This is a genomic window from Schlegelella aquatica, assembly GCF_026013905.1.
Lineage (GTDB): Bacteria > Pseudomonadota > Gammaproteobacteria > Burkholderiales > Burkholderiaceae_C > Caldimonas > Caldimonas aquatica.
Map to the genome: position 1 here is coordinate 3,286,934 of NZ_CP110257.1, position 14,173 is coordinate 3,301,106.

Annotated in this window: 15 protein-coding genes; 9 read left to right on the forward strand and 6 right to left on the reverse strand. The window is 70.7% G+C overall.

Features of this window, described 5'->3' with window-relative positions; translation table 11 throughout:
- Positions 1-71 precede the first annotated feature (71 nt).
- From OMP39_RS15065 to OMP39_RS15075, 3 genes are all read right to left on the reverse strand, one after another.
- Entirely contained in the window at positions 72-1,607 is a 1,536-nt protein-coding gene (locus tag OMP39_RS15065; protein WP_264892661.1) for a malonate--CoA ligase, read from the reverse strand.
- A gap of 48 nt (positions 1,608-1,655) precedes the next feature.
- Positions 1,656-2,450 (reverse strand): enoyl-CoA hydratase/isomerase family protein, encoded by a 795-nt coding sequence (locus OMP39_RS15070; RefSeq protein ID WP_264892662.1) that lies wholly within the window; start codon positions 2,448-2,450, stop codon positions 1,656-1,658.
- 78 nt (positions 2,451-2,528) lie between these two features.
- Positions 2,529-3,479 carry a Bug family tripartite tricarboxylate transporter substrate binding protein gene (locus tag OMP39_RS15075; RefSeq protein WP_264894587.1) on the reverse strand — a complete coding sequence of 317 codons (951 nt, stop codon included), beginning with the start codon at positions 3,477-3,479 and terminating at the stop codon, positions 2,529-2,531.
- 243 nt (positions 3,480-3,722) lie between these two features.
- Here OMP39_RS15075 and OMP39_RS15080 point away from each other — a divergent pair, with 243 nt between their 5' ends.
- From OMP39_RS15080 to OMP39_RS15090, 3 genes are all read left to right on the forward strand, one after another.
- Positions 3,723-4,223, forward strand: coding sequence for a CBS domain-containing protein (locus OMP39_RS15080; RefSeq protein ID WP_264892664.1), 501 nt, complete (start codon positions 3,723-3,725; stop codon positions 4,221-4,223).
- A 270-nt stretch (positions 4,224-4,493) separates the two neighbouring features.
- Positions 4,494-4,823 (forward strand): hypothetical protein, encoded by a 330-nt coding sequence (locus OMP39_RS15085; RefSeq protein ID WP_264892666.1) that lies wholly within the window; start codon positions 4,494-4,496, stop codon positions 4,821-4,823.
- 52 nt (positions 4,824-4,875) lie between these two features.
- Positions 4,876-5,136 carry a hypothetical protein gene (locus OMP39_RS15090; RefSeq protein WP_264892667.1) on the forward strand — a complete coding sequence of 87 codons (261 nt, stop codon included), beginning with the start codon at positions 4,876-4,878 and terminating at the stop codon, positions 5,134-5,136.
- A gap of 131 nt (positions 5,137-5,267) precedes the next feature.
- Here the strand turns inward: OMP39_RS15090 and OMP39_RS15095 are convergent, their stop codons facing one another.
- Positions 5,268-5,462, reverse strand: coding sequence for a YgaP family membrane protein (locus tag OMP39_RS15095; protein WP_264892669.1), 195 nt, complete (start codon positions 5,460-5,462; stop codon positions 5,268-5,270).
- Between the two features lie 214 nt (positions 5,463-5,676).
- On the opposite strand from OMP39_RS15095, the gene otsB reads away from it, so the two are divergent.
- From otsB to OMP39_RS15110, 3 genes are all read left to right on the forward strand, one after another.
- Positions 5,677-6,549, forward strand: coding sequence for a trehalose-phosphatase (gene otsB / locus OMP39_RS15100; RefSeq protein WP_264892670.1), 873 nt, complete (start codon positions 5,677-5,679; stop codon positions 6,547-6,549).
- A 119-nt stretch (positions 6,550-6,668) separates the two neighbouring features.
- On the forward strand, positions 6,669-8,078 hold the full coding sequence (gene otsA / locus OMP39_RS15105; protein WP_264892671.1) for an alpha,alpha-trehalose-phosphate synthase (UDP-forming): 1,410 nt from the start codon (positions 6,669-6,671) through the stop codon (positions 8,076-8,078).
- Positions 8,079-8,112: 34 nt separating this feature from the next.
- Positions 8,113-9,051 carry a mechanosensitive ion channel family protein gene (locus OMP39_RS15110; RefSeq protein WP_264892672.1) on the forward strand — a complete coding sequence of 313 codons (939 nt, stop codon included), beginning with the start codon at positions 8,113-8,115 and terminating at the stop codon, positions 9,049-9,051.
- Positions 9,052-9,157: 106 nt separating this feature from the next.
- On the opposite strand, the gene OMP39_RS15115 is transcribed toward OMP39_RS15110, so the two are convergent.
- The gene (locus tag OMP39_RS15115) at positions 9,158-9,430 is read right to left on the reverse strand and encodes a YkgJ family cysteine cluster protein (RefSeq protein WP_264892673.1); all 273 of its coding nucleotides are present in this window, start codon (positions 9,428-9,430) and stop codon (positions 9,158-9,160) included.
- 15 nt (positions 9,431-9,445) lie between these two features.
- A complete protein-coding gene (locus OMP39_RS15120; protein ID WP_264892674.1) occupies positions 9,446-9,793 on the reverse strand; it encodes a hypothetical protein in 348 nt (115 codons plus the stop codon).
- A 406-nt stretch (positions 9,794-10,199) separates the two neighbouring features.
- Here OMP39_RS15120 and mnmG point away from each other — a divergent pair, with 406 nt between their 5' ends.
- The 3 genes from mnmG to OMP39_RS15135 all read left to right on the forward strand — a co-directional run bounded on the left by mnmG (position 10,200) and on the right by OMP39_RS15135 (position 13,672).
- The gene (gene mnmG, locus OMP39_RS15125) at positions 10,200-12,176 is read left to right on the forward strand and encodes a tRNA uridine-5-carboxymethylaminomethyl(34) synthesis enzyme MnmG (protein WP_264892675.1); all 1,977 of its coding nucleotides are present in this window, start codon (positions 10,200-10,202) and stop codon (positions 12,174-12,176) included.
- A gap of 136 nt (positions 12,177-12,312) precedes the next feature.
- Positions 12,313-12,945 (forward strand): 16S rRNA (guanine(527)-N(7))-methyltransferase RsmG, encoded by a 633-nt coding sequence (gene rsmG / locus OMP39_RS15130; protein WP_264892676.1) that lies wholly within the window; start codon positions 12,313-12,315, stop codon positions 12,943-12,945.
- Positions 12,946-13,012: 67 nt separating this feature from the next.
- Positions 13,013-13,672, forward strand: coding sequence for a lipocalin family protein (locus OMP39_RS15135; protein ID WP_264892677.1), 660 nt, complete (start codon positions 13,013-13,015; stop codon positions 13,670-13,672).
- Positions 13,673-14,173: the final 501 nt, after the last annotated feature.

Sequence of the window (14,173 nt, forward strand, 5' to 3'; positions counted from 1 at the left end):
GTGGCGCTGAAACGCGGGGCGTCGTGCCGCTCGTGAGGGCATGGCGCCGCGAACGGCAGGCCACGCCGGCTTCACCCCCCCACGAACAAGCCCTGCCGCTCCTGCCGCAGCAGGTTCTTCTGCACCTTGCCCATGGCGTTCCTCGGCAGCTCGGGCACGACGAACACGCGCTTGGGCACCTTGTAGTTGGCGATGCGGCCCTTGAGGCCCGCGATGAGGGCAGCTTCGTCGAGCGCGGCGCCGGGCTTGGGCACGACGATGGCGATCACCGCCTCGCCGAAGTCGGGGTGCGGCACGCCGACGACGGCGGATTCGGCGACGCCCTCCGTCTCGTTCAGGTAGCCCTCGACCTCCGCCGGGTAGACGTTGTAGCCGCCGCTGATGATGAGGTCCTTGCTGCGGCCGACGATGGTGAGGTACCCGCGCTCGTCGAAGTGGCCGACGTCGCCGGTCTTGAACCAGCCGTCGGCGGTGAACTCCTCGGCCGTCTTCTCCGGCATGCGCCAGTAGCCCTTGAAGACGTTGGGCCCGCGCACCTGGATGTCGCCGATCTCGCCGGCGGGCAGCTCGCGGCCCGTCTTGCCGTCCACCACGCGCACGCCCACGCCGGGCAGCGGCCGGCCCACGGTGCCGCCGATGCGCTCGCCGTCCTCTGGCCGGCAGGGGTTGGAGGTGAGCATGATGGTCTCGCTCATGCCGTAGCGCTCGAGGATGGTGTGGCCGGTGCGGCGGCGGAACTCGTTGAAGGTGTCGATGAGCAGCGGGGCCGAGCCGCTGATGAAAAGCCGCATGTGGGCGCACTGCTCGCGCGTGAGGCCGGGCTCGGCGAGCAGGCGCACATAGAGCGTGGGCACGCCCATGAAGACGGTGGCGCGCGGCAGCCACTCGATGACCTGCTTGGCGTCGAACTTGCCCATCCACAGCATGCGGCTGCCATTGAGCAAGGCGCCGTGGATGGCGACGAAGAGGCCGTGCACGTGGAAGATCGGCAGCGCGTGGATCAGCACGTCGCCGGGTCGCCAGTCCCAGTAGTCCTTGAGCGTGCGCGCGTTGCTGAGCATGTTGCCGTGCGTGAGCATGGCGCCCTTGCTGCGGCCGGTGGTGCCGCTGGTGTAGAGGATGGCGGCGAGGTCGTCCTCGCCGCGCTCGACGGGCGTGTGCTGGTCGCCGAAGTGCGAGGCGCGCTCGAGCAGCGTGCCGGTGCGGTCGTCGTTCAGGCTGAAGACGTAGCGCACGCCCTGCTTGAACGCGAGCTTGCTCACCCAGGGGAAGTTCTTGCCCGTGCACACGACGACGCCGGGCTCGGCGTTGCCGATGAAGTACTCCAGCTCGGCCGCCTGGTACGCGGTGTTGAGCGGCAGGTACACGTGGCCGGCGCGCAGCACGGCCAGGTACAGCATCAGCGACTCGACGCATTTGTCGGCCTGCACGGCGATGCGGGTGCCCTCGGGCAGCTCCAGCGAGGCGAGCAGGTTGGCGAGCATCGCGCTGCCGCGATCGAGGTCCCGCCAGGAGTAGCGCAGGCCGGTGTCGGTCTCGACCGCGACGTCGTCCAGGTCGGCCGGGAAGGCCGCGCGCAAGGCGGTATAGAGGTTGTGGTCTTGCATGGCGGGTGCGATGGAAAGCTGCCGCAACGATACCAAGCGGCGCGCCGCTCACCGGCCTTGGAAGGTCGGCACGCACTTGCCGAGGAAGGCCTCGATGCCCTCGCGGTGGTCGGCGCTCGCGGCATAGGCGAAGTGCTCGCGGCGCTCGCCCTCGTCGGGCAGGCGCCCTTGGGCGAGCAGGCGCAAGGTGCGCTTGTTGGCCCGTGCGGCGAGCGGCGCGAGCGCGGCGATGCGCGCCGCCGTGGCGTCGGCCTCGCGCGCCACCTCGGCGTCGGGCACCACCCGGTGTACGAGGCCGCGCGCGAGCGCCGTGGGGGCATCGAGCAGGCGCGCTTCGAGCAGCAGCTCGGCCGCGGTGGCCAGGCCCGCCACGCGGGCGACGACGGCCAGCTCGTCCGGCGCCATCGGAAAGCCCAGGCGGGCGATGGGCGCGCCGAAGCGGGCCGACGCGCCCGCGATGCGCAGGTCGCAGCAGGCCGCGATCTCCAAGCCGCCGCCGACGCAGGCGCCCTCGATCTGCGCGACGATCGGCACGTCGCACGCGAGCATCGCGTGCAGCGCCGGGGCGATCAGCCCCTCGTGGTACTCGCGCAGGGCCGCCTCGTCGAAACGGAAGGACGGGAACTCTTCGATGTCGGCTCCGGCGGCGAAGCTGCCGCCCTCCCCGCGCACCAGCACGCACCGCAGCGACGGTTCGCGCTCGGCCCAGCCCTCGAACGTCTCGCGCAGCGCGCGCCACATCGCGCGGCTGATCGCGTTGAGTTTGTCCGGTTGCGAGAGCGTGACGCACGCGACGTGCGCCAAAGCGGGATGCGGGTGGACGACGATGCCGGCAGGGCTCATCGGTAAGGGCTCATGCGAGGGTTCGTGTGTGGATTCGTGCGAGGGCTCGTGGGCCTGGGGCGACCGCGGGGGCGGCCTTCAATCGAGCTTGGCACCCGAGGTCTTGGCCACCTCGGCCCAACGCTTGGTCTCGGCCGCGACGAACCGGGCGAAGTCCTCCCCGTAGAGCTGCGGCGTCTCGGAGCCGAGCTGCGTCCAAGCGTCTTTGAGTTCGGGGGAGTTGAGCGCGGTGCGCAGCTCCGCCGTCATGCGATCGACGATCTCGCGCGGCGTGCCCTTGGGCGCCCACAGGCCATACCACGTGGACACCTGGTACGTCGGCACCCCGCCCTCGCCGGCCGTCGGCACGTTGGGAAAGCCCGGCGCGCGCTTGTCCGAAGCCACGGCGATCGCGCGGATGCGGCCGGCCTTGATGTGCTGGGCCGACGAGCCCAGGCCGTCGAACATCAGATCGACCTGACCGGCGATGAGGTCCTGCAGCGCCGGGCCCGCGCCGCGGTACGGGATGTGCGTGATGAAGGTGCGCGTCTGCATCTTGAACAGCTCGCCCGCCAAGTGGTGCGAGGTGCCGTTGCCGGCCGAGCCGTAGTTGTACTTGCCAGGATTCTTGCGCAGCAGCTGCAAGAGACCCGCCAGGTCGGTGGCCGCCACCTTCTGCGGGTTGACGACGATCACCTGCGGCACGCTGGCGACCAACCCCACCGGGATGAAGTCGGTCTCGAGGTGGTAGTCGAGCCGGGCGTACATGGCCGGTGCAATGGCGTGATGCACCGCGCCCATGAACCAGGTGTAGCCGTCCGGCGCCGAGCGCGCCGCCAGGCCTGCGCCCAGCGTGCCGCCCGCCCCGCCCTTGTTGTCGATGAGGACCTGCCGCCCGAGCTGCTTGGTGAGCTGGGCGGCCAGCGGCCGCGCGAAAGCGTCTGTGCCGCCCCCGGCGGGAAAGGGCACGATCACCGTGAGGGGTTTGGCCGGCCAGGAGGCGCCCTGCCCTTGCGCCAGGGCCACCGACGAGGGGCCGAGGGTGGTCAGGGCCGCGAAGGCGGCGAGGCGCACCAGGCAGGCGCGGGGGGGGGGCGGCGGGCAGGCGTGGGCAGCGGGGCATGGCGGCTCCTCGTTCGGGGCGCAGGGGCGACGGGGCAGGCTACCACCCGCCCAGGGGGAGCCGGCTCCGGGGAATCCCATGTGCCCGCGGACCGCGGGCGCCGGAACGGCAGTTGCTGCGCCTGCGCTGTGACCCGCTGCGTTTCGCGGGGACGTCGAAAGGAGACTGCAATGACTGCCGTATCGGAAGTGATGACCCGTGGCGTGCGCACGATGACGCCGAACGACACCGTGATGATGGCCGCGCAGGCGATGGACGAGCTCAACGTCGGTGCGATCCCGGTGTGCCAGGGCGACCAGATCGTGGGCATCGTCACCGACCGCGACATCGTGGTGCGGGGCGTGGCGCAGGGCTGCGCGCCCGACTCGACCAAGCTCGAAGACGTGATGAGCACCGACGTGCGCTGCTGCCGCGAGAACCAGTCGCTCGAGGAAGTGCTCGAAGAGATGCGCGGGGTCCAGGTGCGGCGCATGCCCGTCGTGGACGACGAGGGCCACGTCGTGGGCATCCTGTCGCTGGGCGACGTGGCGGTCAAGGCCGGCGAGGAGTGCGCAGGCGAGGCGCTGGCCGACATCTCCGAGCCCGCCGAGCCCGATCGCTCCAACATGAGCCAGGCCAGCGGCCCCGCAGGCGGCGGCTCGGCCTCGGGACAGGCCAGCCGCATGCACTGACGCTGACGGGCCGCCTCACTTGCCGAAAGGGCCGCGAGCGGGTCGTCATCGACCCCGCCAGCGGCTCGCACTGCACCCATCGGCTGGCCCCGAGCGCGTCGGGCCGGTCCGCCTCCACCGTCGCGGCGTCGAAGCCGCGCTCCACGAGGAGGCGCCGGGTGATCTCCGCGCAGCGCGATGCCCGGTGCCCCGCACCGGCTTGCAGTGGCGCGAAGGACGTGGAACGCTGCTTGCCGGGCTGGATCGAGACGAGACAGGCCGGGAGACGCAATGCAGACGGTGCTCAGGACGTTCGAGGCCTACGCCCACGCGCAGCAGGCGCGCGAGGCGCTGTTGGGGGCCGGCTTCGCACCGGAGGCGGTGCGTCTGGAGTCGATCGACGACGAGGCCGGCCCGGTGGAAGGCAACTTCGTGATCGGCAACGGCCGCGGCGTGACCGACGAGAGTCCCGCCCAGCCGGACTACTGCAGCAACTTCGAGCGCACGGTCGAGCGAGGCGTGCACCTGCTCGTCATCGCCGTACAAGACGACGCCCAGCGCCGCCGGGTGGATGAACTCGTCAGCCCCCTGGGCGGCGTGGACCCCCAGGCGGCCGGCTGAAGGGCGCCCCTACTCCGCGCCCCTACTCCACCCCTCAGTCAAGGACCGACCCATGCACGAACGCGAACCGAAGCCCAAGAGCGAACCCGACATCCGCGAGATCTACGCGCAGCTCAAGCGCGGCGTGGGCCATGAGCACGTGACCGACGCGAACGCCGGTGAACTGATCGCCATGGCCCGGGAGTACGGCGACACCGACATCGAGACGCTGCTGCGCGAATGGCTGGCGCCGTGCAGCCCGCATTCCGGCAAGATGCCCAGCACCATCGCCCCGACGCCGGGCTTCAACCGCGAGCAGGTGAAGCACCGCTGAGCCCGCAACGAGAGGGCCCCTGCCGCCCGCGGCGGCTCCGCCCGCAGTCCCTCAGCCGAGGGTTCGCGCCAGGCCGCCTTGCCCGGCCCCGGCTTCTGCCTGCCTGCGGGCGCGCCGGCTCGACCGCTCGATCAGGTGCGCTTCATCGGGCAGGTATTGAGGCCCAGCATCGAGTAGAGGGGGCAAGTGCCGACCGCCCCGGTGACGAGCGGCACCAGGCCGATGTAGCCCCAGGCACCGATGGCACCGAAGACGGCGGCCAGCACCAGCGCCAGGCCCACCACGATACGCAGCACGCGGTCGACACCGCCGACATTGGTTTTCATCTGCTTCGCTCCTCAACAGGACGTTGGCCGTCACCGGCGCGGTTCTTTGCAGGCGCGGCGGCCCAGACAAGGGCGTGGCGCAGCACCGGGCGTCGGGGGAAGTGTCGCAGACCTGGGCCGCGTTGTCTTGACGAACGTCACGTGCATCACGCGCCCAGGCGCGTCGGGCTCTGTCTGACTGACGAGGCATGGCACTTGCTCTACGGTCGGGGCCATGTCGCCTGCACCTCTGTCTGTTTCCGAGCTGCCTTTGCTGACGCCCGACGCGGCGCTCTTCCTCGATTTCGACGGCACCCTCGCCGATCTGGCCCCGCGGCCCGACGCGGTGCGGGTACCGCCTTCGCTGATCCACACGCTGCAGCGCTTGCAGCAAGCGCTGCACGGCGCGGTGGCCGTCGTCTCGGGCCGACCGCTGGAGCAGCTCGACGAGCTGCTGCGCCCGCTGCGCCTGCCCTCGGCCGGAGTGCACGGCGTGGAGCGCCGCAGCGCCGACGGCTACGTGCAGCGCCTGGCGGCCCCCGCGCTGGACCGCGTGATCGAGGCGGCGCAGGCGCTTTGTGCCCGTCTGCCGGGGCTGCTGGTGGAGCGCAAGCACGGGGCCGTGGCCCTGCACTACCGGCAGGCGCCCGAGTTGAGGCCGTACTGCGAGGCGGCCTTGCGCGCGGCGCTGGAAGACGCGCCCGGGCTGACCTTGCTGCACGGCAAGATGGTGTATGAGGTCAAGCCCGCCGTGGCCAACAAGGGGCACGCGATCCAGGCCTTCCTGCGCGAGCCTCCGTTCCGGGGCCGCCGCGCGCTGTTCGCAGGCGACGACGTCACCGATGAAGACGGCTTCGCCGCGGTGCAGTCCGAAGGCGGCACCGCGATCAAGGTGGGGGACGGCCCGAGTTGCGCGCGCTGGCGTCTCGGCGATCCGCAGGCACTGCGCGAATGGCTCGCGCAGTGCGCGCACGCGTTGGACGCGGCCCCCGTGAACGGGAACCGGCCGGCCGCGGCGCCGGGCGAGGCTGCGGCGGGCACGTCCCGAGAAGCGGGCCCCGAGGCCGCGAGGGCGGTGCGGGCGGCCGCCCTGCCCGGAGGGGCATGAAACGGCTCCAGAGCCCTCTCGCGCCCCCGCCTCGGCGGCGCGGCGGCGCCTCTGCCCCGGGGCGCGCCCGGCCCACTGGGTCGGTAGGCCCCACGTAGGCCCTATCAAGGAGGATGCAGATGGCACGAGTGGTCGCCGTATCGAACCGCGTGGCCGACCCGCGCAAAGCCGCCGCCGGCGGACTCGCCGTGGCGCTGGGCGAAACGCTCAACGCCACCGGGGGGCTGTGGATGGGCTGGAGCGGCAAGATCGTCGAGGGCGCCGAGGGCGGACGTCCCGGCGAAGGCGAGCTGAAGGTCCAGCAGGCGGGCAACGTCACCCTGGCGACGCTGGACCTCAGCCGCGAGGATCACGACACCTACTACCTCGGCTACGCCAATCGCGTGCTGTGGCCGGTGTTCCACTACCGGCTCGATCTGGCCGACTTCAACACCGCGTACCTCGCCGGCTACCGGCGCGTGAACCAGCTCTTTGCGCGCCAGCTGCTGCCGCTGCTCAAGCCCGACGACTTGGTGTGGGTCCACGACTACCACCTGATTCCGCTTGCGGCCGAGTTGCGCAAGCTGGGTTGCAACAACCGCATCGGCTTCTTCCTGCACATCCCGCTGCCGCCGCCGCTGATCCTGGCCGCACTGCCAGGGCATGAGTGGCTCGTCGGCGCGCTCTTCGCCTACGACGTCGTGGGCTTCCAGAGCGAGGCCGACGCGCAGCACTTCAGCCGCTACGTGCAAAGCGAGGCCCACGCCGAGGTGGTGGGCCCCGACCTCTACCGCGCCTTCGGGCGCACGGTGCTGGCCCGCTCCTTTCCCATCGGCATCGACGTGGACGAGTTCGCCGCGCTCACGCACGGCAAGGAGGCTCGCGAGACGTACGAGACGATGCGCGAGCAGTACTCCAAGCGCCAGCTGCTGGTGGGCATCGACCGGCTCGACTACTCCAAGGGCCTGCCCCACCGCATACGCGCCTTCCAGGAGTTGCTCGCCTCCTACCCCGAGAGCCGCCGCAGCGCCACGCTCATCCAGATCGCCTCGCCCACGCGCGAGGACGTGGACGCCTACATGGACATCCGACGCGAGCTGGAGCATCTGTGCGGGCAGATCAACGGCGACTACGGCGAGCTCGACTGGATGCCGGTGCGCTACATCCACCGCACGCTCGCGCGCAAGCGTCTGCCGGGGCTGTGCCGGGCCGCGCGCGTGGCGCTCGTCACGCCGCTGCGCGACGGCATGAACCTCGTCGCCAAGGAGTACATCGCCGCGCAGGACCCGGGCGACCCGGGAGTACTCGTGCTCTCGCGCTTCGCGGGCGCGGCCGAGCAGTTGCGCGAGGCGCTGCTGGTCAATCCCTACGACACCCAGGGCACTGCGCGGGCCATCCATCAGGCACTCAACATGCCCTTGGAGGAGCGACAGGCACGGCACCAGGCGCTGCTGCACCGTATCCGCACGCACGACGTGCACTGGTGGCGCCGCAGCTTCCTGGAAGCGCTCGAACACGTGGATGCGGCCGCACGTCAACGGGCCGCCTGACTCGCAACGACCCGCTCGAAGGCGGGCCTTCTGCATGGATTCGACGACGACCTTCGAGGCGTGGTGGGCCGGCCTGGGTGTGGCGGCCACCACCGGACTGCGCATCCTCGCCATCGCGGTGGCGGCCTGGCTGCTCATCGTGGTGCTGCAACGCCTGATCCGCGGCTTCCGCCTGCGCTTGTCGGCGCACATGCACGACCGCGAACAGATCAAACGCGCCGAAACGCTGGGCCGCGTCTTCCGCTACCTGGTGGCAGTGGTGGTGTCGGCCATCGCCATCATGCTCATCCTGGCCGAGCTGGGCGTCTCGGTCGCGCCCATCCTCGGCGCGGCCGGGGTGGTCGGCCTGGCCGTCGGCTTCGGCGCGCAATCGCTCGTCAAGGACTACTTCACCGGCTTTTTCATCCTGCTCGAAAACCAGATCCGCCAGGGCGACGTGGTGCAACTCGGCGACCACGGCGGGTTGGTCGAAGAGGTCACCCTGCGCTACGTGCAGCTGCGCGACTACGACGGCAACGTGCACTTCGTGCCCAACAGCGAGATCAGAACGGTGATCAACATGAGCCGCGGCTACGCCCAGGCGGTGGTGGATGCCTCGGTGGCCTACCGCGAGGACGTGGACGAAGTCATCGAGGTGATGAAGGCGGTGGGCGCCGAGTTGCGCAACGACCCGGGCTTTTCCAGCCGCATCCTCGCAGACCTCGAAATGGCGGGTGTCGAGCGCTGGGACGACTCGGCCGTCGTCATCCGCTGCCGCTTCAAGACCGCGCCCCTGGAGCAATGGAACGTCAAGCGCGAGTTCCTGCGGCGGCTCAAGAAGGCCTTCGACGCACGGGGCATCGAGATCCCCTATCCGCACCTGACGGTGTACGCCGGACAGGACAAGGACGGACGCGCACCCGCATTCGCCGTGCGCAGCTTGAACGCTGCCGCCCCGGCCGAAGCCGGCATCGCGCCTTCGGTGCGGCACTAGCGCGAGGGGCCGCCGGACGAAGGCCCTACGGGGCAGCGGGCCCCAGACGTCCTCGCCTGCCGCGGGACGCGCCGCTCGTGCGGGCAAGGGCCGAGTGCCCGGCCCGTCACTGCGGTCGCAGCACCGCGGGCATCGTCTCCTGCTCGAGCCGCCCCAGCCATCGCATGGCCTGTTCGCGGCTGGCGCCGCACATGTCCTCGTGAGGGAGCAGCGAGGTGCACACGGCGGGTCGCTCCGGCCGACCGAACAGCCGGCATCGCAGCGCCTCGTCGAGCTGCACGCAGGGCACGCCCGCAGGCTTGCCCCGCGGCATGCCGGGGATGGGGCTGCTGATCGACGGCGCGATGCAGCAGGCGGCACATCGCGGGCGGCAATCCATCCAGCAAGCCCCCCTTCACCAGGCGCAGCTGCCCGCGGCGAAGCGCGGATGGCCGTCGACACTGACGAGCGGCGCACGCGCGGCAAGCGAGAACGCCTCCTCGCCCGGCCCCTGAGCTCGCAACGCCGCCTCGTGGCGCAGCGCCTCCAGCCGCGCCTCCAGCGCATGCACCCACGCGGACGAGCGCCCGGGAAACAGCCCCGAGAGCATCAGGATGCGCTGCTCCCACCGCAGCGGCAGCGCCTGCGGCCGGTGCAACACCCCCCAGGCGCGCCGCAGGTCGCACGGCTCCACGTGCAAAGACGAGGCCTCCGGCGAGCGGTGAAGCAAGGCGCGATCGAGAGCAGCAGCGGGAACGACCATCGAGACAGATCAGAACTCGTCGAATCGAAGATCCGCCCCCAAGACGGGCGGATCTCCCGGGCGCGGGCGACGACGCGGGGGAGGAGGGCCTCCGCACACGGCGGCGCTTCACAGAACTGACCATTGTTCTGGCAGCCCCGCGCGGCGACAAGCGCGTCGGGCGGGAAATCGCAGCCGTCTGGCTGGATTCCCCCTTCAGGGGGAGCTGCATGCAATCCTCCCGCCGGTCTTGGGCCGCGGAGGGGGCACCGAGGGGCGATCTGCTTCCACGCCGTGAAAAGCCTTGAGGATCACAGGCGCCAAACGCCCCTCATACAATTGAACGTTTGGCTGCGCGCGGCCGCGTGCCCCATGCCGGCGCGATCGAATCGCGCTCGTTCTCTTCCTCGTCGTCGCGAGGTGCCCCATGCTCTACCCCCAAGAATTCGACGTCATCGTGGTCGGTGGCGGCCATGCCGGCACCGAGGCGGCGCTCGCAGCAGCCCGCATGGGCTGCGCCACGCTGCTGCTGACGCACAACATCGAAACGCTCGGCCAGATGAGCTGCAACCCGTCGATCGGCGGCATCGGCAAGGGCCACCTCGTCAAGGAGGTGGACGCGCTGGGCGGGGCAATGGCCGCGGCCACCGACGAGGCGGGCATCCAGTTCCGCATCCTCAACAGCTCCAAGGGCCCGGCCGTGCGCGCCACGCGGGCGCAGGCGGACCGCGTGCTCTACAAGGCGGCGATCCGCCGCCGCCTGGAGAACCAGCCCCGCCTGTGGATCTTCCAGCAGGCCGTTGAGGACCTCATGCTTGAGGGCGACCGCGTGGTGGGCGCCGTCACGCAAGTGGGCGTTCGCTTTCGTGGCCGGGCCGTGGTGCTCACCGCGGGCACCTTCCTCGACGGTCGCATCCACGTCGGCCTGCAGAACTATGCTGCCGGCCGAGCCGGCGACCCGCCGGCCGTGTCGCTGTCGGCGCGGTTGAAGGAATTGAAACTGCCGCAGGGCCGGCTGAAGACGGGCACGCCCCCGCGCATCGACGGGCGCACGATCGATTTTTCGAAACTGACCGAACAACCGGGCGACCTGGACCCGGTGCCGGTGTTCAGCTTCCTCGGCACGCCGGAGCAGCATCCGCAGCAGCTGCCCTGCTGGATCACCCACACCAACGAACGCACACACGAGATCATCCGCTCCGGCTTCGACCGCAGCCCGATGTTCACCGGCGTCATCGAGGGCGTGGGGCCCCGCTACTGCCCCAGCATCGAGGACAAGATCAACCGTTTCGCCGACAAGACCTCGCACCAGATCTTCCTGGAACCCGAAGGCCTGACGACGAACGAGTTCTATCCCAACGGCATCTCGACCTCCCTGCCCTTCGACATCCAGCTCGCCGCGGTGCGCTCGATGCCGGGCTTGGAGCACGCGCACATCCTGCGGCCCGGTTACGCCATCGAGTACGACTACTTCGACCCGCGTGAGCTCAAGTCGAACTTCGAAACCAAGGCGATCCGCGGGCTCTTCTTCGCCGGTCAAATCAACGGCACCACCGGCTACGAGGAAGCGGCCGCGCAGGGCTTGTACGCCGGCCTCAACGCCGCGCTGCAGGTGCAAGGCCGCGCGCCTTGGGTGCCGCGCCGCGATCAAGCCTACCTCGGCGTGTTGGTGGACGACCTCATCACCAAGGGTGTCACCGAGCCCTACCGCATGTTCACGAGCCGCGCCGAGTTCCGCCTGCAACTGCGCGAGGACAACGCCGACCTGCGCCTCACCGAGATCGGCCGTCAGCTCGGCTTGGTGGACGACGCGCGCTGGGACGCGTTCAACCGCAAGCGCGACGCGATCGCGCGCGAGATGGAACGCCTGCGCTCGACCTGGGTGCATCCCGGCATCCTCCCCGAAGCCGAGGCCACGCGGCTGCTGGGCAAGCCGATCGAGCGCGAATACAACCTCGCGGACTTGCTTCGCCGGCCGGGCATCGGTTTCGACACCGTCGCCGAGGCCGCCTTGATCGCCCGTCCGGACGCGGGTGTTTCACGTGAAACACTCCGGGCCGAGCTGGGCGGGGCGCTGGCGGATGCGGTGATCGAGCAGGTGGAGATCAGCGTCAAGTACGCGGGATACATCGAGAAGCAGAACGCGGAGGTGCAACGGGCCGCCTACTACGAGCACCTGCGCCTGCCGGAGGACCTGGACTACACCCAGGTCACGGCGCTCAGCCACGAGGTGCGGCAGAAGCTTCAGAAGCACCGCCCAGAAACGCTGGGCCAGGCCTCCAGGATCTCGGGCATCACCCCCGCCGCGATTTCACTGCTGCTCATCCACTTGAAGAAGGGCCGCTTCAAGGGCTTCGAGCGGTTGGCCGCCAACGACACCCCGGGTGCGGCCGACGCCGCCTGATATGCCGCCCCCTCCCCGCCCCCGCCGCCCCTCCGCCGGCACCCCGACCCTCAGCCGCCCCCGGGCGGCAGGCCACGGGGCCGGCTCGGGCCGCACGCCCGCCCATGCGTTGTCGCACGAGGAGGCGCAGGTCCGCTTGGCCGTGGCCGCCGAGGCGCTGCGCGTGCCGTTGTCGCCCGTGCAGCGAGACCAGCTGACCCGCTACCTCGACCTTCTCCTCAAGTGGAACCGGGTCTACAACCTCACTGCCGTGCGCGACCCAGCCGAGGCGCTGACACACCATCTGCTCGACAGCCTGGCCATCGTGCCCTCGCTGCGCCGCCGCCTCCCGGGAACGGCCCGGCTCCTCGACGTGGGAAGCGGCGGCGGCCTGCCGGGCGTGGTGGTGGCCATTGCATGCCCGGAGTGGCACGTCACCTGCGTGGACGCCGTGGCCAAGAAGGCGACCTTCATCCAGCAGGTGGCGGTCGAGCTGGCGCTCCCCCACCTCCATGGCGTGCACAGCCGCGTCGAATCGCTCCCCTCGGCGAACGCGGACCTCATCGTCTCCCGAGCTTTCGCGTCGCTGCGAGACTTCACCACATGCACGGCCGCGCACTTGGCGCCCGGCGGCACGTGGGTTGCCATGAAAGGCAAGGAGCCTCTGGATGAAATGCGCGACTTGCCGCCCGGAGTCGAAGTGTTTCACGTGGAACATCTCGCCGTCCCCGGGCTCGAAGCAGATCGGTGCCTGGTCTGGTTGCGGCCCGCGGCCCAAGTCCACGGGTGAGCGGGTCGCGCGGAGGCATCGCCGGCCGACGCCGCGCCGCCGAGAGGCCGCAACCGGAGCCCCGAGCATGACTCCCGCCCCCACCTCGCCACTCCCCGCCCTGTCCATCGTGCGGAACGGCCCCGCCCGCCGCGCCAGGCGCGCTCGAGTCGCGCTCGCTGCTGCCGCCCTCGCGTTGAGCCCCGGCCTGGCGCTGACCGCGGACGCCCCTCCCTTGCAACCGGTGCCTCGCGTGGACCTGCAGCGCTACGCCGGCCTGTGGTACCAAGTGGCGCTCTATCCCAACGACTTCCAATCGCATTGCGTCAGCGATACCACGGCCACCTACACGCCGCGGCCGGATGGAACGATCGAAGTGCTCAACCAGTGCCGGCGAAGCAACGGCGAGCCCGACCGGGCCGAAGGCGTCGCACGACACGCGTCGAAGGCGCCGGGCGGCGTCGAGGGTTCGGTGCTGGAAGTGCGCTTCGCACCCGCATGGCTGGCGTGGCTGCCCTGGGTCTGGGGCGACTATTGGGTCATTCAACTGGCGGACGACTATCGTTACGCGGTCGTCAGCGAGCCGAGCCGAAAGTACCTCTGGGTCCTCTCGCGCTCGCCCGCACTCTCCCCTGACGACGACGCCACCATCCGCACGCGCCTGCGCGAACAGGGATTCGACCTGTCCCGCCTCCAGGTACACCCCCAGGAGCGCCCGCTCAACCAGCGCCCCACGGCCTCACCCTGACGCGGGCGCGGTTGCGCTTTCTGGGGAAGTGCGGCTTTGCTGGGGTGCAGTGCGGCCGGTGGAGCGTCAGGCCAGTGGTGCGGTTCGTCGGGGTGGTACTGCGGCGGGTGGAGCGTCCGGCCGGTGGGGAGCCTGCGTGCTTCGGCCCCATCGCGGTCGGCCACCGAGCGGGGCGGGAGGTGGCCTCATCAACACGAGCCAAGTGGCTCACCAGCCAGGACACCGCGAACCAGGGCCTGCGCCCGCAGGCACGCCCACCGGCCTTCTGGGGGCGGTGGTGCGGTTCGTTGGGGTGGTACTGCGGCGGGTGGAGCGTGCGGCCGGTGGGGAGCCTGCGGGCTTCGGCCCCTCGCGGTCGGCCACCGAGCGGGCGGGAGGTGGGTCTCGTCAACACGAGCCAAGTGGCTCACCCGTCAGGACACCGCGAACCAGGACTTGCGCCCGCAGGCACGCCCACCGGCCTTTGGGGGCGGGGTGCGGTTCGTCGGAGTGGTACTGCGG